This is a genomic window from Streptomyces sp. NPDC021019 (assembly GCF_044333295.1).
Taxonomy (GTDB): domain Bacteria; phylum Actinomycetota; class Actinomycetes; order Streptomycetales; family Streptomycetaceae; genus Streptomyces.
In genome coordinates this window covers 596,627-617,851 of record NZ_JBIRQR010000002.1, presented here as the reverse complement: position 1 = coordinate 617,851, position 21,225 = coordinate 596,627, and the positions used below count along the sequence as shown (strand labels likewise).

The 21,225-nt window shown below is 73.1% G+C and carries 16 protein-coding genes; 5 read left to right on the top strand and 11 right to left on the bottom strand.

The window, feature by feature from the left end:
* Nucleotides 1-29: 29 nt before the first annotated feature.
* Both ACH4RG_RS13675 and ACH4RG_RS13670 read right to left on the bottom strand, forming a co-directional pair.
* Nucleotides 30-1,826 (bottom strand): alkaline phosphatase D family protein, encoded by a 1,797-nt coding sequence (locus ACH4RG_RS13675; RefSeq protein ID WP_398539524.1) that lies wholly within the window; start codon nt 1,824-1,826, stop codon nt 30-32.
* Between the two features lie 146 nt (nt 1,827-1,972).
* Complete coding sequence (locus tag ACH4RG_RS13670; protein WP_397916614.1) at nt 1,973-2,617, bottom strand: HNH endonuclease family protein; 645 nt, start codon at nt 2,615-2,617, stop codon at nt 1,973-1,975.
* A gap of 281 nt (nt 2,618-2,898) precedes the next feature.
* On the opposite strand from ACH4RG_RS13670, the gene ACH4RG_RS13665 reads away from it, so the two are divergent.
* Nucleotides 2,899-3,633: an ABC transporter permease gene (locus tag ACH4RG_RS13665; protein ID WP_397916613.1), complete on the top strand. Its 735-nt coding sequence runs from the start codon at nt 2,899-2,901 to the stop codon at nt 3,631-3,633.
* 39 nt (nt 3,634-3,672) lie between these two features.
* On the opposite strand, the gene ACH4RG_RS13660 is transcribed toward ACH4RG_RS13665, so the two are convergent.
* Entirely contained in the window at nt 3,673-4,335 is a 663-nt protein-coding gene (locus ACH4RG_RS13660) for an HAD-IA family hydrolase (RefSeq protein WP_398539523.1), read from the bottom strand.
* 244 nt (nt 4,336-4,579) lie between these two features.
* Nucleotides 4,580-5,824, bottom strand: a complete 1,245-nt coding sequence (locus tag ACH4RG_RS13655) for a peptidoglycan-binding protein (RefSeq protein WP_398539522.1) — start codon at nt 5,822-5,824, stop codon at nt 4,580-4,582.
* Between the two features lie 171 nt (nt 5,825-5,995).
* On the opposite strand from ACH4RG_RS13655, the gene ACH4RG_RS13650 reads away from it, so the two are divergent.
* Nucleotides 5,996-8,119, top strand: a complete 2,124-nt coding sequence (locus ACH4RG_RS13650) for a DHA2 family efflux MFS transporter permease subunit (RefSeq protein WP_398539521.1) — start codon at nt 5,996-5,998, stop codon at nt 8,117-8,119.
* A gap of 78 nt (nt 8,120-8,197) precedes the next feature.
* Here ACH4RG_RS13650 and ACH4RG_RS13645 read toward each other — a convergent pair whose 3' ends face one another.
* Nucleotides 8,198-8,686, bottom strand: a complete 489-nt coding sequence (locus ACH4RG_RS13645; RefSeq protein ID WP_397916609.1) for a GNAT family N-acetyltransferase — start codon at nt 8,684-8,686, stop codon at nt 8,198-8,200.
* 70 nt (nt 8,687-8,756) lie between these two features.
* Here ACH4RG_RS13645 and ACH4RG_RS13640 point away from each other — a divergent pair, with 70 nt between their 5' ends.
* Together ACH4RG_RS13640 and ACH4RG_RS13635 are read left to right on the top strand one after the other, a co-directional pair.
* Nucleotides 8,757-9,962, top strand: a complete 1,206-nt coding sequence (locus ACH4RG_RS13640; protein ID WP_398539520.1) for a serpin family protein — start codon at nt 8,757-8,759, stop codon at nt 9,960-9,962.
* 148 nt (nt 9,963-10,110) lie between these two features.
* On the top strand, nt 10,111-12,363 hold the full coding sequence (locus ACH4RG_RS13635) for a bifunctional glycosyltransferase 87/phosphatase PAP2 family protein (RefSeq protein ID WP_398539519.1): 2,253 nt from the start codon (nt 10,111-10,113) through the stop codon (nt 12,361-12,363).
* Between the two features lie 145 nt (nt 12,364-12,508).
* Here ACH4RG_RS13635 and ACH4RG_RS13630 read toward each other — a convergent pair whose 3' ends face one another.
* Nucleotides 12,509-13,762 carry a cytochrome P450 gene (locus ACH4RG_RS13630; RefSeq protein WP_397932156.1) on the bottom strand — a complete coding sequence of 418 codons (1,254 nt, stop codon included), beginning with the start codon at nt 13,760-13,762 and terminating at the stop codon, nt 12,509-12,511.
* A 306-nt stretch (nt 13,763-14,068) separates the two neighbouring features.
* Here ACH4RG_RS13630 and ACH4RG_RS13625 point away from each other — a divergent pair, with 306 nt between their 5' ends.
* Entirely contained in the window at nt 14,069-15,247 is a 1,179-nt protein-coding gene (locus ACH4RG_RS13625; RefSeq protein WP_329358084.1) for a steroid 3-ketoacyl-CoA thiolase, read from the top strand.
* Between the two features lie 15 nt (nt 15,248-15,262).
* Here ACH4RG_RS13625 and ACH4RG_RS13620 read toward each other — a convergent pair whose 3' ends face one another.
* Genes ACH4RG_RS13620 through ACH4RG_RS13600 form a run of 5 tightly spaced genes read right to left on the bottom strand, consistent with a single transcriptional unit; the run spans nt 15,263 to nt 21,126 of the window.
* On the bottom strand, nt 15,263-16,165 hold the full coding sequence (locus ACH4RG_RS13620; protein WP_398539518.1) for an ECF transporter S component: 903 nt from the start codon (nt 16,163-16,165) through the stop codon (nt 15,263-15,265).
* Nucleotides 16,162-17,874, bottom strand: a complete 1,713-nt coding sequence (locus ACH4RG_RS13615; protein ID WP_397916604.1) for an ABC transporter ATP-binding protein — start codon at nt 17,872-17,874, stop codon at nt 16,162-16,164. Before ACH4RG_RS13615 ends, ACH4RG_RS13620 begins: the two co-directional genes overlap by 4 nt.
* On the bottom strand, nt 17,871-19,118 hold the full coding sequence (locus ACH4RG_RS13610) for an energy-coupling factor transporter transmembrane component T (RefSeq protein ID WP_398539517.1): 1,248 nt from the start codon (nt 19,116-19,118) through the stop codon (nt 17,871-17,873). Before ACH4RG_RS13610 ends, ACH4RG_RS13615 begins: the two co-directional genes overlap by 4 nt.
* Entirely contained in the window at nt 19,115-19,879 is a 765-nt protein-coding gene (locus tag ACH4RG_RS13605; RefSeq protein ID WP_397916602.1) for an SCO2322 family protein, read from the bottom strand. Before ACH4RG_RS13605 ends, ACH4RG_RS13610 begins: the two co-directional genes overlap by 4 nt.
* Nucleotides 19,876-21,126, bottom strand: coding sequence for a prenyltransferase/squalene oxidase repeat-containing protein (locus ACH4RG_RS13600; protein ID WP_397916601.1), 1,251 nt, complete (start codon nt 21,124-21,126; stop codon nt 19,876-19,878). The genes ACH4RG_RS13605 and ACH4RG_RS13600 overlap by 4 nt, the downstream gene beginning before the upstream one ends.
* Nucleotides 21,127-21,225: the final 99 nt, after the last annotated feature.

The following is a 21,225-nucleotide window of genomic DNA, read 5'->3' as shown; positions in this document are numbered from 1 at the left end:
TTAGGGAGACCTCATCAATACTTGCAACTTCAACATTCTGTCGAGTGGCTGAAAATCGCTCCCTCTTCAGGGGTGAGTGAACGCTCAAGAACCGCTTCGAGCTGGTCTCCCTGCTTGCTCGCCTTGGCCTGGACCAATGTCAGCGCAGACTTCCGGCCATGCAATGTGAGCGTCATGAGTTGGTTGCCGAACCAGGGGCCGCCCGCCTTGTTCCAGCTGACCGGCGACGCACCCGTACGGCCGTGGCGGGACAGGAGTCGGCCGATCCGCCGGCCCGCCCGGCTCCAGCCGAAACGGAAACCCGCTCGGATCGACCGGGGGATCGAGTTGTGCACGGGTGAGCAGGTCAGCTGAAGGACACGGGCGATCGGGGCGCTCCCGGAGCCGGGACCGGAATCGGTCCGGGGGTGGGAACCGGGCCCGGGATCGGACTTCGGCCACCGCGGCTCGGCGAGGTAGGCATGGTGCACATCACCCGAGAGGACACATACCGTCGCCGGGGCGTCCGGGCCACTCCCCGCTTCTCGCAACAGCTCCGTGAACCGGTCGAACGATTCCGGGAAGGCGGCCCAATGCTCCAGGTCGGAAGCGCGGCGCAGCTTCTCCCCGAAGCGTGCCCAGCGTGGCCCGCGTACGCCCGCGCACAGGGCTGCGTTCCAGCGCTCCGCGTCATGGACGAGCGGGGGCAGCAGCCACGGCAGGGAGCTGCCGACGAGGAGATGATCGTAGGAAGAGGGGTCGTCCAGGACCGCGTTCCGCAGCCAGTCGGCCTCCGCGGCGTCGAGCATCGCCCGCTCCTTCTCGGCCAGGACGCGGGCCGCGCGGGTGTCGACCATCACCAGCCGTACTCGGCCGAAAACACGCCGGTAGCTCCACCGGGTGCGGGCGGGGTCCGCGTCGGTCTCGGCGGCGAAGCGGCGCAGCGTCTCGGTGCCGTCGGGCGATGCTCTGATCGCCGCGTACACGGGGTCGGCGGCTAGTTCGACGGGGGAGAGATTGCCCAGGTGCTGGTGGACCCAGTACGACATCAGCCCGCTGACGATCCGTTCGTGCCACCAGGGTGTGGCGCGCATGTCCCGCTGCCAGGCGGCGCTGGTGTTCCAGTCGTCGATGACGTCGTGATCGTCGAAGATCATGCAGCTGGGGACCGTGGAGAGCAGCCAGCGGACCTCCGGATCGCGCCACGATTCGTCGTAGAGGTAGGTGTACTCCTCGTAGTCCGCGATCTCCGCGCCCGGCGGCTCGCCCAGGTCCCGGCGGGCGGCGAGTCTGCGCCGGGTCGCCCCGGAGGTCTCGTCCGCGTACACCTGGTCGCCGAGGAGCAGCAGGACGTCGGGCCGTGCGGCCGCCGGATCCGCGGCGAGGTGAGCGGCCAGGGTCACCAGGGCGTCGGGGCCCGCGGGGTCGTGCCCACCGCCGGGAGCTGCCGCCCACCGGCACGAGCCGAACGAGATCCGCATTCCGGGCGGCTCCGTCCCGGCGCCGCCCGGCTCCGATCCGGCGTTCCCCGCCGCGCCTGTCGGCCCCGCCGCCGCGGGCGGCGTGGTGATGGTGCTCGGCGGGAGGCGGGTGTCGTCGGGCGGCCAGACGCGCCGGGACCCGATCAGCACCTCGTAGGCCGTGGTGGAACCGGGGGTCAGCCCCTCCACGACGACCAGGGCGTAGTGGTGCCCGGCCACCGAGAAGGTGGGCGACGCCCCCGAGGCGCCGTCCGCGCACCGGACTGCCACGGTGCACGGACGGCTCGCCTCGACCCAGACGGTCGCGGTGGCCCCCGACTCCCAGTCGACGTACCGCAGCAGTGGTCCCAGGCGCAGCCCGGCCATGTGATGTCTCCTCGCGACGCCGTCACGGATGGGGTCCGTAACGTACAGAAAGCGGGAGGAGGGTGCACGGGTTCCGGCGGTCGGGCCCGTGCGGCGGGTCGGGGAGTCAGCGGCCGTGTGCGGTGGTCAGCGGCCGTGCGCGGTGGTCAGCAGCCGTTCAGGGCGGACTGCAGGGCGCTCTTCTCGGCGGAGTCCACGGTCAGGTTGTACTGCTTCTTGACGTGGACCCAGGCGCGGACGTAGGTGCACTTGTACGAGGAGCGCGGCGGCATCCACTCGGCCGGGTCCTTGTCGCCCTTGGACTGGTTAACGTTGTCGGTGACCGCGATGAGCTGGGGGCGCGTCAGGTCGTTGGCGAACGACTGGCGCTGCGCGGTGGTCCAGCCGCTCGCGCCGGAGCGCCAGGCCTCGGCGAGCGGGATCATGTGGTCGATGTCCACGTCGGACGCGGCGCTCCAGGTGGCGCCGTCGTAGGGCGAGTACCAACTACCGCTGACCGCGGCGCAGGAGGAGTCCTGCTGGACGTTCGTGCCGTCACGCTTGAGCACGACCTCGCGGGTGTTGCAGGCTCCCGACTGGGTGATCCAGTGCGGGAACTTGTCGCGGCTGTAGCCGCTGGACGAGCCCTCCGCGCCGACGGTGAGCTGGCCGAGGTAGGTGCGTGCGGTCGCCGCGCTGACCGGGGTGGGCATGGCGGCCTGCGCGCTCGGGGCGGTGAACAGGGCGGACGTGGCGGCGAGCGCGGCGGTTGCGGCGACGACGGAAAGGCGACGCGCGTAGACACCGGACATGCGAACTCCCTTGTTGTGGGGGGTGCTTGGGCGGGCGTGAGGGGCCCGGCCATCGTGGCGACGCCAGGTTTCCGTGGGGTGGGCGTCAGGTAACAGAGTGGCGACATGTGCACGTCACATCAAGGGGTGTGCAAGGGGAGTGACGGATCGCGGGAGCGCGCGGAGCCGTCACGGACGGTTTGTCCGGGGGGTGTTGGGTATCCGCCGAGGGCTCGGGGGCGCTCGCGTTCCCGGGCGCGCCCCCCCCGGGGCGGCCCCGGAAGCGGCCCTATCGTTGCCGCGTGCTGCTTCCGGTCTCCCCCACCCTCGGCGTCGTGCTCGCCGTCCTGCTGGCCCTCGCCGCCGCCGTCGCCGCGTGGGCCTCGCTGGGCCGGTCGCGCGAGATCCTCGTCGCCGGGGTGCGGGCGGCCGTCCAACTCGCCGCCGTGTCCCTGCTCATCGGCTGGGTGGTCCGCTCCCTGGCACCGCTTCTCGGGTTCGTGGCGCTGATGTTCGCCGTGGCCGTGTGGACCGCGGGTCGCCGGATCACCGGCAACCGCACCTGGCGGTGGGCGGCCGTGCCGATCGGGGCGGGCGTGCTGCCCGTGGTGGGGGCGCTGCTGCTGACGGGGCTCGTGCCGGTCCGGGGTCTGGCGCTCATCCCGGTGGCGGGCATCCTCATCGGCGGGGCGCTCACCGCGACGGTGCTCGGCGGGCGGCGCGCGCTGGACGAACTCGCCGTCCGGCGCGGGGAGGTGGAGGCGGGCATGGCCCTCGGGCTGCTCGACCGGGACGCCAGGCTGGAGATCGTGCGGCCCGCGGCGTCGGACGCGTTGCTGCCCGGGCTCGACCAGACCCGGACGGTCGGGCTCGTCACCTTGCCGGGGGCGTTCGTGGGCATGCTGCTGGGCGGCGCCTCACCCGTGGAGGCGGGCGCCGTGCAGCTGTTCGTCCTGGTGGCGCTGATGGCGGTCCAGGTGGTTGCCGTCGCGGCGGTCCTGGAGCTGGTCGCGCGTGGGCTGTTGCACCGGGAGTGAGCCCCGCTCCGGAGCGAGGGGGCGGGCCGGGGGTGTGGCTCAGGCCTCGTCGATGTGCAGGCGGATCGAGCCGTCCTCGGCCGCCTCCACGCGCACCTGCGTCAGGTCCTCGACATGGGCATCCGGCGCGAGGGCCGCGGCGCGCGGGCCCACGCCCACGACGCGCATACCCGCCGCCCGGCCGGCCGCGATGCCCGCCTCGGAGTCCTCGAACACGATGCAGTCCGCCGCGTCGAAGCCCAGCTCCGCCGCGCCCTTGAGGAAGCCCTCGGGGTCCGGCTTGCTGGCCCCGACCTGCTCGGCGGTGACGCGGACGGCGGGCATCGGCAGCGCGGCGGCACCCATCCGGGCCGTCGCGAGCGGGGTGTCGGCGGAGGTCACCAGTGCGTGCGGCAGTCCGGCGATCGCGGCCATGAACGCGGCCGCCCCGCCGATCGGCACGACGCCCTCGACGTCGGCGGTCTCCTCGGCCAGCATCACGCGGTTGTCCGCGTAGTTCTCCTCCACCGGGCGGTCCGGGAGCAGGACGGCCATCGTGGCGTACCCCTGACGGCCGTGGACCACCTTCAGCGCGGCCTCGGGGTCCAGCCCGTGCTCGATCGCCCAGCGCCGCCAGCAGCGCTCCACCACCGCGTCGGAGTTCACGAGGGTGCCGTCCATGTCCAGCAGGAGGGCTCGTGCGGTGAGGACGGTGGGAGGCATCGGCTGCTCCAGAACGCGGGGAGGTGTGCGAACAGCCCGGGTGCGCGTGCCGCGGGGCGTGACGTACGCGGGCTGGGAAGGGAGGCGGTACACGGTGTGCGGTACCACGTGCGGTGACCAGAGCAACCCCCGCCCGCCGGTCAGGGAGTGCGGGCGGGAGCTACTTTGTTCCATCACGATACAAAAACCGGGGCCGGAACGCCAATCCCCCGGTGCGGTGGCGGTCCCGCTGCGCTCAGCGCCCTCAGCGGGCTCGGTGACGCCCGCCGCCGTTGGTCTCCGTCTCCAGCGCGCGCCGGGTGTTCGGCCCGTACACGCCCGCCGGATCGCCCTGGATCGCCTTGTACGACTGGTAGACCGCCACGGCGTTCCTCACCTGGTCGTCGTAGTTCCCGTCAGGCTGCCCCGAGTAGAGCCACACCTCCGCGAGCCGGACCTGCAGCTCGGCGACCTCCGGGCCCCGGTCGCCCGGGCGCAGCGAGGAGCCGGCCAGCCCTGGGGGCGGATCGGCTGCGGGCGGTGCGGCCGTCGGAGCGCCGCCGCCCGGGCTGGTCGACGCGCTCGCCGTCGGCGACGCGGACGGGGACGCGGTGGCGGTCGGCTCGGGCTCCCGGCTCCTCGTCGGCGAGGCGGACGCGGACGGTGTCGCGGACGGGGTGGCCGAGGGGGACCGGGTACGGGACGACGTGGCCGACGCGGAGGGGGACGGGGCCACCGAAGCGGCCGGCTCGTCCTCGGTGTCCGGGACGCTCGTGGTGGCCTCAGGCAGTGCCTCGTCCCTGCTGTCGTCGCCGCCGAACAGCCCGCCGGCGAAGGCCGCCGTGCCGACCACCGCGGCCACGGCCGCCCCCACGGCGAGCACCCCGAGGGGGCGTTTGCGGCGCGGTCGTACGGGGTCGGTTGCGAAGACGGGGGGTGCGCCCGCGATCCGCCTCCGGCTGCCGTCCGGTGCGGTGCCACTGCCGTCCGGCACGGAGCCCGTGCCCACGCCCACGCCCATGCCGCCGTCCGGGCCGTCGCCGCCCAGGAACAGCGGCATGGTGCTCGCCGCCGCCCCCGGATCGATCGCGGCCCTCGCGTTCCCCTCGGCGTCGGGCGCCGACGGGCCGGACTCGGCGGCCGCGCCCTCCCACGTACGGGAAGCCGCGTCGTCCCGCATCCCGGAGTGCCGCGCGCCGTCCCACTTACCGGTGGCCATGCCCTCCCGCGTACCGGTGGCCGCGCCCTCCCGCGTACCGGGCCCGGAACGAGGCCCCCCGGCCTCGCCTCCGCCCGCCCCGGCGAGGTCCGTCAGCGTCACGTACGGCCGGATGCGCAGCGGGTCGAAGTCCTCGGCCGCGGCGATCTCCGCCGTACGGGCGGCGCGCTGTTCGTCCTCCGTGAGCCGCCGCGACGGCGCGCCGACGCCGCACCGGCACGGCACCCGGTGCTCCGTGCCGGGCTGCCCGGCCGTCTGTCTCCCGCACTCCGGGCATGCGTGTCCGGTCATGGTGGGTCCCCTCCCCTTGAGCTGCCTGCGATTATGCAGCCCGCTCCGGGGAAGCCCAACGGCCCGCTGGGGCCCGGCCCGCCCCCGACAGGCCATAACGGGGCGAAACGTCCAGGATGGGGGTGTAGCGGATCAGCGGATCAGTGGACGCAGCGGATCGAGGAGACGCCCATGGCCCAGCAGCTGAGCCCGTCACCCCTGGCGCCCGGTGAGGGACAGTCCCACCGGAGCGTTCTGGTGGCGATCGGTGCGCTGCTCCTCGGCATGCTGCTCGCGGCACTCGATCAGACCATCGTCTCCACGGCGCTCCCCACGATCGTCAGTGAGCTCGGCGGCCTCGACCACCTGTCCTGGGTGGTGACCGCCTACCTGCTGGCGGCCACCGCGGCGACCCCGCTGTGGGGCAAGCTCGGCGACCAGTACGGCCGCAAGAAGCTCTTCCAGACCGCGATCGTGATCTTCCTGATCGGCTCCGCCCTCTGCGGGGTCGCCCAGAACATGCCCCAGCTGATCGGCTTCCGGGCCCTCCAGGGACTCGGCGGCGGCGGGCTCATGGTGCTGTCGATGGCCATCGTCGGCGACCTCGTCACACCGCGCGAACGCGGCAAGTACCAAGGGCTCTTCGGCGCGGTCTTCGGCGTGACGAGTGTCCTCGGGCCACTCCTCGGCGGCTTCTTCACCGAACACCTCAGCTGGCGCTGGGTCTTCTACATCAACCTGCCGATCGGCGTCGTCGCGCTGGTCGTCATCGCGGCCGTCCTGCACATCCCGGTCCGCCGCGAGAAGCACACCATCGACTACCTCGGCACCTTCCTCATCGCGGCCGTCGCCACCGCCCTGGTGCTCGTCGCCTCCCTCGGCGGTACGACCTGGGCCTGGAGCTCCCCGCGGATCATCGGGCTCGCGGTGCTCGCCGTCGTGCTGCTGGTGGCCTTCATCGCCGTCGAGCGGCGCGCGGCCGAACCCGTACTGCCGCTGAAACTCTTCCGGATCAGGACCTTCGCCCTCGTCGCCGTGATCAGCTTCGTCATCGGCTTCGCCATGTTCGGTGCCATGACCTACCTGCCGACCTTCCTCCAGGTGGTCCACGACATCACCCCGACGATGTCCGGTGTGCACATGCTGCCGATGGTGTTCGGCCTGCTGATCACCTCGACCGGCTCCGGCCAGATCGTCAGCCGCACCGGCCGCTGGAAGGTCTTCCCGGTTCTGGGCACCGCCATCACCGCCGTCGGGCTGCTGCTGCTCCACCAGCTCGACGAGAACAGCTCCACCTGGCTGATGAGCGCCTTCTTCTTCGTCTTCGGCGCCGGTCTCGGCCTGGTGATGCAGGTCCTCGTCCTGGTCGCCCAGAACTCCGTCTCCTACCAGGACCTCGGTGTCGCCACCTCCGGCGTGACGTTCTTCCGGTCCATCGGCTCCGCGTTCGGCGTGGCCATCTTCGGGACCATCTTCGCCAACCGGCTGACCGGGCAGCTCACGGACGCGCTCACCGGGCAGCCGCTGCCGCCGGGTGTCGACGCGGGGCGGCTGGCCGCCGATCCCCGGGCCATCGGGCAGCTCCCGGCCGATCTGCGGCCGTCCGTCCTCGGCGCGTACTCGACCTCCATCACCGACGTCTTCCTGTACGCGGTCCCGGTGGTCCTCCTGGCCTTCGTCCTCGCCTGGTTCCTCCGTGAGGACAGGCTCCGGGGCTCGGTGACCGCCCCCGACACCAGTCAGACGCTCGCCTCCAACCCCGTCGAGCGCTCCTCGTACGACGAGTGCGCCCGCGCCCTGTCGGTGCTCGCGACCCGGGAGGGCCGCCGTGAGATCTACGAGAGGATCACCGCGCGGGCGGGGTACGACCTGCTGCCCGCCGCCAGCTGGCTGCTCCTGCGGATCAAGCGGCACGGCACCGTCGAACCCGCCCGGCTCGCCGAGACGGCACCCGTACCGCTGCACGTGATCACCGATGCGGCCCGGCAGGTCGAGGAACGCGGACTGGCCCGGCGGGAGGGCCTGCAAATGATCCTCACCGACACCGGGGCCGAGGCGGTCGTCCGGCTCTCGCAGGCCCGCGAGGACTCCCTCGCCGAACTCCTCGGCGACTGGTGGGGCCCCGAGCGCCCCACCGACCTGGTCAAAATCGTCAGCGAACTGACCGCCGAGGTCAGCGGCTCGACCAGGGAGCGCCCCCACGCGCCGCAGCCGCCCCGTGACCACGAGGCCCACCTGCGCCAGGACGAGCGCGAGGGCCACGAACGGCGCTTCGACGAGCGCGAGGGCCACGACCGGCGATCCGGCGACCTGTAGCGATCACGGCCGTGTCCCCCGCCCACCCGAGCACCGGAACCCGGGCCGGGGCGCCGCTCGACAGGCCGGACGCCGGCGTCACAGCTCCTTGGCGAACCAGTGCTCCGCGTACTGATTGCGGCGGTGGAACGCCGGCACTTCCCGGTATCCGTGCTTCGTGTACAGCCCGCGTGCCTCGACCAGGTCGTTGCGGGTGTCCAGCCGCAGCAGCCGTACGCCGTACGCCCTCGCCGCCTCCTCCACCGAGGCCAGCAGCAGCCCGCCACCGCCCGTGCCCCGGAACGCCGGGCGCACGTATACCCGCGTCAGCTCCGCCGTGCCCGGACCGGCGGATTCCGTCAGCACCAGCCCGGCGCAGCTCGCCGCCCTGCTCCCGTACCGGCCGACGACGAACTGCCCGGTCGGCGGTGCGAGCAGCTCGGCTCCGTCGCCGTCGAGCCCGTCGTCGATCTCCGCGGCGGTCGCGGGCCGCTGCCAGTAGCGGCTCGCGACCTCGTCGTAGTAGTCACGGCGCAGGGCGCTCGCGTCGGGGGAGTCGAATCGTTCGACGGTCACGGTCCAGGTCATGTGGGGCATTCTTGCTGCCGCACGGCTGAGCGACGACGCGATTTACCTGTAGGGGGCAGCAGTGACCGGTGTGTCCGAGACCGAAACCGAAACCGCGACCGAAGCCGAAACCGAAACCGCGACCGCGACCGCGACCGCGACCAGGGTCACGACCACGACCACGGCCACGACCGGAGCCGTCCAGCGTCTCGCCGAGCGATGGATACGGGACGGCATGGCGGCAGGAGACGGCCGGGGCGGTACGGGAACAGGGACGGGCACCAGCTTCGTGTGCTCTCCCGCCGGGCTCTGGCTCGCCCTGGCCGCCGTGGCCGCCGGTGCGCGCGGCACGACCGCGGACGAACTGCGGGCCCTCCTCGGCACGGCGGACCGGGAGGCCGCGCCGGCCGTCACGGCGGTCGCCCGCGAGCTGGCCCGGACCGGGGCGCTGGGCGTGGCCACCCGGGTCTGGAGCCGGGCGCCCGTCCTTCCCGCGTACCGGGAGGTGCTGCCGGACGTCCGCCTCGACGCGATGGACCCGGCGGCCGTCGACGCCTGGGTCCGCGAGGCCACCGGAGGGCTGATCGAACGGCTGCCGCTGGAGATCACCGACGCGACCCTGCTCGCCCTGGTCAACGTCCTGGCGCTGAAGGCCCGCTGGGAGAAGCCGTTCGAGGCCCGGCGGACCCGGAACCTGCTGTTCACCGACGCGGCCGGGAAGATCGGCCCGGTGCCGACCATGATCAAGGACGTGCCGCGGGCCGACGCGTGGACGGTCGGCGGGGCGCACGTCGTAGAGCTGCGCTGTGCGACGGAACCGGGCGGTGGCCCCGGGGCGCGGGTCCGCCTCGTCCTGGGGGAGCCGGGGGCCGGGGCCGGGCGGGTGCTGCGCGTGGGCTGGGCACCCCGGGCCGAGGGCGTCCCGCTGGACACCGACCGGGTGACCATCGGGCTGCCCCGGCTCGCCCTGCGGACGCGGGTGCCCGTCACCGGGCAACTCGCCTCCCTCGGTATCCGGCTGGCCCTGACGGACGCCGCGGACTTCTCGGGCCTCTCGCCCGAACGCCTCGCCATCTCCGACGTGGTCCAGGAAGCCGTGCTGAAAGTCGCCGAGGACGGGGTGGAGGCCACGGCCGTGACGGTGGTCGCGATGCGGCCGGGCGCCGCTCCCGGGCCCCAGCGGGTGCGCCACATCGCCTTCGACCGCCCCTTCGGCGTCGTCGTGCTGGCCGGGACCGAGGACACCCCGCTGTTCACCGCCTGGCAGGCACAGGCCCCGGCCGGCCCGAACGCCTGAGGCCTGTCAGCGGCCCCCGTCATCCCTGCGGACGACTTCTTCCGGACCGAAGCAGGATGACAGTCAGGCAAAGAGGGGGTTGATTGTGTCTACCTCGTAGGGCAATGCGAGGCTTCATCCGGCATGGCCCCACTCGAAGGGGAGATGCATGGAACGGTGGGAGGGTCGGCGCAGCGTGGTGAATGCGGATCACAGTGTGCGCGGTGACGCGGCGACGGACACGGGAGGGGGGACCGGGCTGATCCGGGCCCTGCTCTGGCTGGTCGTGGCCGCGCTGGCGGTACGGCAGGTGGCGGTGGTGCTCCGGCAGCCACCGGGGGAACGACTCCTCGATCTGGAGACCTGGATCGGGGAGAACGGCGTCCTGCACGTGACGGGCTCGCTGTACGACAGCGGCCGGTTCACCGGCACGCCCTTCGCCGGGCTGGTCCTGAAACCTCTCACCGCGTCGGCCCAGGAGGCCCTGGGCGTGGCGTGGACGTTCGGGTCCCTGCTGCTCGTCGTCGCCCTCGGCATCGTCGCGGCCCGGGCCCTGCCCTCACCGGTGGGGCGCCGGACGGCCCTGCTCGCGGCCCCCGTCGCGATCAGCCTGCTCATGCTGTCCCTGCCCGTCCGCAACACCCTGCACCTGGGCCAGACCAGCATCCTGCCGGTCCTCCTGGTGCTCCTGGCCTGGTTCGTCGTCCGGGAGCACCGAGCGGCGGGCGTCCTCGTCGGTCTCGCCGCCGCCTTCCAGCCGGTGCTGCTGCTCTTCGCCGCCCTGCTCTGGCTGACCGGCAGACGGCAAGCTTCGCTGAGCGCGGGCGTGACCTTCGCCCTCGCCACGGCCGCCGCCTGGGCCGCGTCGCCGCAGGACTCATGGACGTACTGGGTGCACCACCTCGCGGGCGCCGGACTGGGGGAGCGACCGGACAGCCTCGCCAACCAGTCCCTGCACGGGGCGCTGCTCAGGCTCGGTCTCGAAGGCCCCGTGGAGATCGCCCTGTTCCTCGTGCTCTCCGCCGCCGTCGTGGTCGTCGGAGTGCGGCGCGCGGTGCGGTACGCGCAGGACGGGCAGCTGCTCCTCGCGGTGGCCGTGACCGGTTGCGTCGTGGTCGCCGTCTCGCCGACCGCCTGGCAGCACCAACTGCTCTGGGTGCTCCTCGCGGTCGTCGGAAAGGTCGGCAAGCGGGCCTCCGACCGGCTGGTCTGGCCGTCCGTGGTGCTGCTGGCCGTCACCCTGCCGGGCACGATGCTGCTGCCGAACATCGAGGCGCTCTTCCCGGTCCGCGACAACGTGCTGCTCCTCGTGGCGCTCGGCGCGGCCTGCCTCGCCCCGTTCGTGCCCCGCACCTCGCCGTACTGGCAGCACCCGGTCCCCACCGACTACGCGAAACCGGTCGCCGCGCGCTGGAGACGCGTGCCGCTCCTGCCGTTCTGGCGCCGGGTCCTCACCCGCCCCAACCTGCTGCTGGAACTCCTGCTCATCCGGGTCGTCTACGACGCCTACGCCCAGGTCCGCCTCGCCGCCAGGGCGGGCCGTCCGCTCGCCGAGGAGCACGGCCGGCAGATCCACGCCATCGAGCAGTGGCTGCGCATCGACATCGAGCACTGGGTCAACCACACGGTCGTGCAGATCACCTGGCTGCGTGAGTTCTTCGACTACTACTACTCCACGTTCCACTTCATCGTCCCGCTGACGATCCTCGGTGTGCTGTACGCGCGCCGCCCCGCCGACTACCGCTGGGTCCGCTCGTCCATCGGTTTCGCCACGCTGCTCGCGCTCGTCGGCTTCTGGCTCTACCCCCTGGCCCCGCCCCGGCTCATGCCCGGCCTCGGCTTCATCGACACCGTCCACGGGGTGCAGGACTTCGCGAAGCCCGACTACGGGACGCTGACCACCGTCACCAACCAGTACGCGGCGATGCCGTCGCTGCACTTCGGCTGGTCGCTGTGGTGCGGGGTGGTCATCGTGATGCTGGCCCCGAAGCTGTGGATGAAGGCGCTCGGCCTGCTGCACCCGCTCTTCACGATCGCCGCGATCGTGGCCACCGCCAACCACTGGGTGCTCGACGCGGCCGGCGGCGCACTCGTCGTGGCGTCGGGCTTCGGGCTGACGTATCTGCTGTCGGGGCCGCGGCAGCTCGTGACCGGGCAGGAGCAGGTGACCGGGACGACGACGGAACCGGCGGAGCCACCGGCGGCCGAGGCCTCCAAGACCTCCACAATTTCCGAAACCTCCAAGGCCACTGATTCCACGGAATCCACGGAATCCACGGAATCCACGGAATCCACGGAATCCACGGAATCCACGGAATCCACGGAATCCACGGAATCCACGGAATCCGCGGAATCCGCGGAATCCGCCGGACCCGCCCTCGTGCCCGAGCGCGAACCCGCCGAAAGAGTGGGCGGCAAGTAGCGGCAGGCCGAAGGAGCCGCAAGCTGAAGGGGTGCCGGGACAGCTGGAACGCGTCCCGGCACCCCTTCGACATGGATCGCCGCGTTCCTCCATGGTCCGCCCGCCCGGTGCCGCCCGCCACCCGGACAGCGCCGTGCGGCCGGTGTCAGGTGGCCGCGGCCGTCGTCACCTGGAGCTGTTTGATCCCGTTGAGCCAGGCCGAACGCAGCCGCCGCGGGTCCTCCAGGAGCCGCAGGTCGGGCAGTACGTCGGCGACGGCGTTGAAGATCAGGTCGATCTCCATCACGGCCAGCGACTTGCCCAGGCAGAAGTGCGGGCCGCCGCCCCCGAACCCGAGGTGCGGGTTGGGGTCGCGGGTGATGTCGAAGGCCTCCGGTCCGTCGAACACCTCGGGGTCGTTGTTGGCCGAGGAGTAGAACAGTCCCACCCGCTCGCCCTTCCTGATCCGCTGACCGCCCAGCTCCAGGTCCTGAGTGGCGGTCCGCTGGAAGGAGACGACCGGGGTCGCCCAGCGCACGATCTCCTCGGCCGTGGTCTTCGGGCGCTCCCGCTTGTAGAGCTCCCACTGTTCGGGGTGGGTGAGGAAGGCGTGCATGCCGTGACTGATCGCGTTGCGGGTCGTCTCGTTCCCGGCCACCGCGAGCAGGATCACGAAGAACCCGAACTCGTCCGAGGACAGGTTCCCCTGGCCCTCGGCCGCGACGAGCTGGCTCACGATGTCCTGGGCCGGGCACTCCTTGCGGGCCGCCGCCAGGTTCATCGAGTACGCCACGATCTCCATCGCCGCCTCGGCGCCGACCTCCTCGGTGATCGCGTACTCCGGATCGTCGTACGCGGCCATCTTGTTGGACCAGTCGAAGATCTTCGAACGGTCCTCCTGCGGTACGCCGATGAGCTCGGCGATGGCCTGGAGCGGGAGCTCCACCGCGATGTTCGTCACGAAGTCGAAGGAGCCGTCGGCATCGGCGGACGCCAGGGCCGTCTCGACGATGGAGCGGGCCCTGGAGCGCAGGGCCGCCTCCAGGGAGCGCACCGCGCGCGGGGTGAAGCCGCGCTGGACGATCTGGCGGACCCGGGTGTGCTCCGGCGGGTCCATGTTCAGCATGATCAGCTTCTGGACGTCGATCTGGTCGCGGCTGATCGTCTCGTTGAAGCGGATGACGGCGGTGTTGGTGTTCGAGGAGAACAACTCGGGGTGCGTGGAGACGTACTTGACGTCCGCGTGGCGGGTGACGGCCCAGTAGCCCTCGTCGCCGAACCCGGAGACGTTGCGGGGCTGGGTGCACCACCAGACCGGCGCGGTCTCCCGCATCATCGCGAACTCCGGGTGGGGCACGCGGCCTTGGAGGAGGTCGGGGTCGGTGAAGTCGAACCCGTCGGGCAGATGGGGGCAGCGCATGGGCACCTCTCCACTCCAGACCAGCCGGCGAACCGTCCGGCGGCCGCGACTGTCTGACGCTCCATCAGAAGTTGACCGCAAGGTAGTAACGAGTTCTACAAGTGGCAAGAGTCGCGGCCGGATCCCTTGCTCCCGGGGGGCGATGCCCGTCCGTCGAGCCGCCGGAGGGGCGCGTGCGCGGTGCGTGCGCGCCCCTTGCGCAGCGGGGTCGCCGTCACGAGACTGCTAGCAGAACTAGAACGCGTACTAGTTCCTTCCGCGGGCGCCGGGACGCCCCCTGCGGAAGCGCGAGGAGAGGACGAGCTCATGGCCGCGGAACCCGTCATCGTCGAAGCCGTACGCACTCCCATCGGCAGGCGCGGAGGCGCACTCGCCAATCTGCACCCCGCCTATCTGCTGGGCGAGACCTACCGAGAACTTCTCGGGCGCACCGGCATCCAGGCCGACTGCGTCGAACAGATCGTCGGCGGCACCGTCACCCACGCCGGCGAGCAGTCCATGAACCCGGCCCGCAACGCCTGGCTGACCGTGGGGCTGCCGTACGAGACCGCCGCCACCACCGTCGACTGCCAGTGCGGCTCCTCGCAGCAGGCCTCCCACATGGTCGCCAACATGGTGGCCGCCGGGGTCATCGACGTGGGCATCAGCTGCGGCGTCGAGGCGATGTCCCGGGTGCCGCTGGGCAGCGGCTCCAAGCACGGCCCGGGAAAGCCCTGGCCCGACGAGTGGAACGTCGACCTGCCCAACCAGTTCGAGGCGGCCGAGCGCATCGCCCGAAAGCGCGGCCTGACCCGGGAGCGGGTCGACGCGCTCGGGCTGCTCTCCCAGCAGCGGGCGGCCGCCGCCTGGGCGGAGGAGCGCTTCAAGCGCGAGACGTACGCCGTCCAGGTCCCGACCACCGAGGAGGAGCAGGCGGCCGGCCAGGGCATGTGGCGGCTCGTCGACCGGGACGAGGGGCTGCGCGACACCTCGATGGAGGCGCTCGCGGGGCTCAAGGCCGTCATGCCGAGCGCCATCCACACCGCCGGGAACTCCTCGCAGATATCGGACGGGGCCTGCGCGATCATGTGGTCCTCCAAGCGCATGGCCCGGGCCCTGAAGCTCAGGCCCCGGGCCCGGATCGTGGCCCAGGCCCTCGTCGGCTCCGACCCGCACTTCCACCTGGACGGCCCGATCGACGCGACCCGGGCGGTGCTCGGCAAGGCGGGCATGACGCTGCGGGACATCGACCTCGTCGAGATCAACGAGGCGTTCGCGTCGGTGGTGCTGAGCTGGGCGCAGGAGTTCGAGGCGGACCTCGACGGCCTGGAGAAGGTCAACGTCAACGGCGGCGCGATCGCGCTGGGCCACCCGGTCGGAGCGACGGGCGCCCGGCTGATCACCACGGCCCTGCACGAGCTGGAACGCCGCGACAAGGAGTTCGCGCTCATCACGATGTGCGCGGGAGGGGCCCTGGCGACGGGCACGATCATCCAACGGCTGTGACCCCGTGACGGCACTTCACGGTGAGCCCGGGGCCGTCCCCTCGGACTGCTTCCCCGGCTGCTTCCGGGGCTGCCTCTCGGGCTCCTCCGGCTCCCCGAACACGGCCCCCGCGTCGAACGCGGCGCGGCGGGTGGCCCGGCGCAGCGCCCTGAGCAGCGTCGGGCCGAGCGCGACCGTCAGTACCACGGTCAGCGTCGCCCGCCCCAGGTCCCAGCCCAGCGAGGTCGTGACGTAGTACGCGAGGAAGCGCACCAGGTTCTCGTGCAGCGGGTCGTCCCCGTCGAACGAGATCCCCGAACTGATCCCCGTGATGAGCGGCCAGCCCTGGAGGTTCATCACCACGCCGTACGCGAACGCCGCAACGCAGCCGTACACCGCGAGCATCGCCAGCTCCGCCCGCCCGCGCAGCCGGTCGGGCCCCGGCAGCAGGCCCGCGCCCATCGTGAACCAGCCCATCGACAGCATCTGGAACGGCATCCACGGCCCGACCCCGCCCGTCAGAAGCGCCGAGGCGAACATGGTCACCGAACCGAGGACGAAACCGAACCCCGGACCCAGCACCCGCCCGCTCAGCACCATCAGGAAGAACATCGGCTCCAGGCCCGCCGTCCCGGCGCCGAGCGGGCGCAGCGCCGCCCCGACCGCCGCCAGCACCCCGAGCATCGCGACGGCCTTCGCGTCCATGCCGGACTCGGAGATCGTCGCCACCACCACCGCGACGAGCAGCGGCAGCAGCGCCGCGAACAGCCACGGCGCGTCCTGCGCGTGCGCGAGCCCGGACCCGGTGTCCGCCAGCAACGGCCACCCGAAGGCGACGACGCCGACGGCGCTGGTGAGCAGCAGCACGGCGACCGACTTCGCCCCGAGCCGCACCGGCCGGGCCGCCCGCTCCCGGACGACGGCCTCCTTCCCGCTCATACGCCCGCCTCCAGCGCGCCGCGCACCTGGGACACGGTCAGCCACTCCTGCGGGGCCAGGATCTTCGCCGTCTGCGGGGCGAACGCGGGGGAGGAGACCACCACCTGTCCGGTCGGGCCGTCCGCGACGACCTCCCCCTCGGCGAGGATCACCACCCGGTGCGCCAGCTCCGCCGCCAGCTCCACGTCGTGGGTCGCCAGGACGATCGCGTGCCCCTCGGCCGCCAGGCCGCGCAGCACCCCGACGAGCCGGGCCTTCGCCGCGTAGTCCAGTCCGCGCGTCGGCTCGTCCAGCAGCAACAGCGGCGGCCGGCCCGTCAGCACCAGCGCCAGGGCCAGGGCGAGCCGCTGGCCCTCGGAGAGGTCCCGGGGGTGGGTGTCGTCCCCGACGCCCGGCAGCAGCTCCGACACCAGCGCCCGGCAGGAGCCCTCCGCCGCGCCCGCGTCCCGGTCGGCGGCGGCGCACTCGGCGGCCACCGTGTCCGCGTACAGCAGATCGCGCGGCTCCTGCGGTACGAGGCCGACCCGGCGCACCATCGCCCGCGGGTCCGTCCGGGCCGGGGCCAGGCCGCCGACGCGCACAGTGCCCGACGCCGGCTCGATCATGCCGACGAGCGCGCCGAGCAGCGTGGACTTGCCGGCCCCGTTGCGGCCCATCAGGGCCACCGTCTCGCCCGGGGCCACGGTGAGCGTCACCCGTCGCAGCGCCTCGACCCGGCCGCGCCGCACCCCGAGCCCGTCGACCCGGGTGACCGGATCGGCGACCGGGGCAGCCGGGGCGTCGGCCGAACGCCCCAGGAGCCGGGCCAACCGGCCGGGCCGGGGGACACGCGCCACGGGCGGGGGCGCGACGGACCGACCGGACGGCGCCCCCGGGGGCACGGGCGGCGACGCCGCCGCCAGCCGCTCCCGCAGCCCGCCCGCCCCGCGCCGGGCGTCCCGTACCGACAGGGGCAGCGGGTCCCAGCCCGCGAGCAGTCCCAGCTCGGCCACCGGCGGCCGTACCGGCGACACCTTCATGATCTCGGCGGGCGGCCCCATCACGGGGGCGGCACCCGGGGCGGGCAGCAGGACGACCTGGTCCGCGTACTGCACCACGCGCTCCAGCCGGTGCTCGGCCATCAGCACGGTCGTGCCCAGGTCGTGCACCAGCCGCTGGAGCACCGCGAGGACCTCCTCGGCCGCCGCCGGGTCCAGCGCGGAGGTCGGCTCGTCCAGCACCAGCACCCGCGGGTGCGGGGTGAGTACCGAACCGATCGCCACCCGCTGCTGCTGGCCGCCCGACAGGGTCGCGATCGGCCGGTCGCGCAGCTCGGCCAGGCCCAGCAGATCGAGCGTCTCCTCTACCCGGCGGCGCATCACGTCGGGGGCGAGCCCCAGCGACTCCATGCCGTACGCGAGCTCGTCCTCGACGGTGTCCGTGACGAAGTGGGCCAACGGGTCCTGGCCCACCGTGCCGACCAGATCGGCCAGTTCGCGGGGCTTGTGTGTACGGGTGTCGCGGCCGCCCACCGTGACCCGCCCCGAGAGCAGCCCGCCCGTGAAGTGCGGGACGAGCCCGGAGACCGTACCCAGCAGAGTCGACTTGCCGACACCGGAGGGGCCGACGAGCAGGACGAGTTCACCCTCGGGGACCGTGAGATCGACGTCGGACAGCGTGGGGTGCTCCGTGCCCTCGTACCGCACGGAGACCCGCTCGAACCTGATCACGCCTGCTCCTTGCCGATACGAGCCTGTTTCCCGGCCCCGTGCGCGGATGGCTTCCCGGCCCCGTGCGTGGACGGCTTCCCGGTCCCGTGCGCGGATGGCTTCCCGGTCCCGTGCGAGGACGGCGGCACGGGGGCCACCAGTGCGGGCAGCAGCCCGATCAGCACCGCCGCGGCGGGCCACAGCGGCAGCACCGGCGCGACCAGCGGTACGACACCCGGGCGCATCGCGTCCGGGTCCACCGCGCCCGCCCAGATCATCGCCGCCGCGACCGCCGCGCCCGATGACGCCACCAGCCACGCCCGAACGCCCCACCGGTCCGGCCGGTACCGGGTGCGCACCGAGCGCCGCCCGCCGAGCCGCAGCCCGGCCATCGCGATGACCAGACCGGCCAGCAGCAAAGGCAGCCCGTACACCGCCCCCTGCGCGGCCAGCAACCCGTACGTGCCGGCGCACACCCCGAGCAACCCGCCGAGGGTGAGGACGTTGGTGGTGTGCCGGACGGCGGCCGGGACCTGCGCCGTACGCCCGTACCCGCGCGCGTCCATCGACGCGGCCACCGCCACCGACCGCTCCAGCGCCCCCTCCAGCACCGGCAGCCCGATCTGCGCCACGGCCCGCACACCTCCGGTCGGCCGCCCCCGCAGCCGGCGCGCGGTGCGCAGCCGGACCACGTCGGCCACCATGTTCGGCGCGAACGTCATCGCGACCACGACGGCGACCCCCGCCTCGTACAGCGCACCCGGCAGCGACTTCAGCAGCCGCGCCGGGTTGGCCAGCGCGTTCGCCGCACCGACGCAGATCAGCAGCGCGGCCAGCTTCATCCCCTGGTACAGCGAGAAGACCAGTTGCTCGGCGGTGACCCGGCCGCCGATCCGCACGCCCTGCGCCCAGTCGGGCAGCGGGAGCTCGGGGAGGACGAACACCGTGTGAGAGCCGGGGATCGACGACCCGAGGAAGACGGAGAAGAGCAGCCGCATCACCACGACGACCAGCCCGAGCTTGACGAACGCGCCGTAGGAGCGGGCCCACGGCGCATCCGTCCGCCGCGCCGCCACCACATAGCCCGCCACCCCGACCAGCAGTCCGAGCAGCAGCGGGTTCGTCGTCCGGGACGCGGCGGTGGCCAGACCCAGCGCCCACAGCCACCACGCCCCGGCGGGCAGCGCGTTGCCGCGGTCCGCCTCGGGGGCGCGCAGGGTGCGGTGCGGCAGCCGGGCCGGAGCCGGGGCGGGGGAGGCGGTCACCGGCGGCGGCGGGCCTGGATCACGGCGGCGACGCCCAGCAGCAGGACGGCGGCGAGGCCGACGAGGAGCCCGACGGACGGACCGTCGGCACCCTCCGAGGTCCCGTCGCCCGAGTCGTCGGCGGGCGTCGACACGTCGCCCGTCTCCGCGGGGGCGGACGGCTTCGCGCTGCCGTCCTCGCCGGACACCTGCTCGCCGCAGCCCGCCTTCGGGTAGCCCGAGATCGCGCAGAGCATGGCGCTGCTGTCGTACCGCAGCGGCTTCGCCACCGCGGCGAGCGCCTCCGCGCTGCTGGCGTCCGGTGCGACCCGCGCGCACGCCGTGCGCGGGGCGGGCGGCTTCTCCCCGTCAGGGGCGTCCGCCGCCGTACCGGGGTCGATCACCAGCGCCACCCGCTTCTGCCCGTCCTTCGCCGGGGTGCCCGCGCAGATCGCCCCGAAGTCGGGGGCGCGGCGCGGCTGCGCGGCATCGCCCGAGTCCTCGCTCACGGCGAACCGGAAGCCCTGCACCGCACCGTCGTCCGGGCGCAGCAGCGACGGCCCCTGGGTGGCGTACTCCCAGTTCTTGCCGTTGCCCTCCCAGAAGGACCAGTAGCGGTAACCGGCGGCCTCGGCGCTGCCCGCGCCGAGGAGCACGGCCGAGGCGGCGACCAGGGCGGCCAGCAGCGCGACGAGAGGGCTCCGCGGCCGGGCGACGGCGGGGATTCGAAGCAGGGCGACGGCGGGGTTCCGCGGTCGTGCCGGGACCGGCGTACGGCTCACGGCTGCTGCTTCTTCCGGCGCATGCTCAGCACGAAGCCGATGCCCGCCCCGGCGACGAGACCGAAGCCGATCAGCCACCCCAGGCTCAGCCCGCTGTCGTCGCTGTCGGTGCCGCTGGAGGGCTGCGGGCCGGTCGGCGTGGGCGAGGGGAGGGCGGTGGCGGCCGGGGCGGGGCCCATCGTGTTGAGCTGCTTGACGAGGTTGACGCCGCCGAAGCTGCGGGCGTCCGCGCCGGTGGCGTGCGCCGCGAGGATCAGCTGTGCGGTGGCGGCCGGGCCGCCCTGCTTCGCCCAGTCGGTGGCGTTCTTCTGGAGCCAGGCGACGGAGGCCTCGGCCTTGTCCGTGTGCCCGGAGGCGGCGAGCGCGACGACCGCGTCCGCGGTGTTGCCGTAGTCGGGCTGCGGCGCGGTGTCCTCGGCGCCCGGCATCGGGGCCTGCTCCAGGTACGGCGACTTCTCCAAGGTGTCCGCGAGGAAGAACGAGCCGTTCTGGGCGGTCTGCTCCGGGCTCAGGTCGTCGCCCTTCGTGCAGGAGGGGTCCTTCACCGCGTTGGACGTGCCGGAGGCGATGCCCTTGCCCATCAGGCCGAGCACCGAGGCCGCGGTGGCGTCCAGGTTGGCGGTCAGCTCGCCCTTCTTGCCCGGCTGGTACGCGAACGCGCCGCCGTCCTCGTCCCCGCAGGGGATGGCCAGGGACTGGAGCGCGGTGTACGGGGTGCTGCCGTCGGCGGTGGTCAGCTCGCCGACCGGGACGCCGGTCCGGGCGAGCGCGCCGATCACGATGGACGTGGAGTTCGCGTCGCTCGGGCTGCCGGGGTTGTAGCCCCAGCCGCCGTCCTCGTTCTGTACGGACTTCAGCCAGTCGGCCCCGTTGTTGGCGTCGTCGCGGCGCTGGTTGATCTCGACGAGGGCCTGCACGGCGACGGCGGTGGCATTGGTGTCCATCACCGTGGAGGCGTCACAGGGCTTGGAGGCGTCGCGGTACGAGGTGAACGCGCCGCTGTCGCACTGCTGGCCCACCAGCCAGTCGACGGCGGCGGTGGACGGCGTGACGTACTCGATCTTCTGCGCGAGGAAGGCCAGCGACTGCCGCCACACCCCGTCGTACGTGGGGTCCGTGGTGCCGTAGAGCCCGGCCGGCAGCTCCGCCGACGGGGAGGGACTCGGCGCGGCGACCGCTACAGGCGCGGCCGCGCCCAGGAGCACGGCGGTGGTCGCGAGCGCGGCTGCGCTGCGGCGTACGGTCATGGCTGGCTGGGCCTCTCCTGCGAGGGCCGGACTCCCCGGGCACACGAGGTCCCCGGGCTCCGGCCCCGTATGCCTCGACGGTGCCGGCCACCGGGGTTC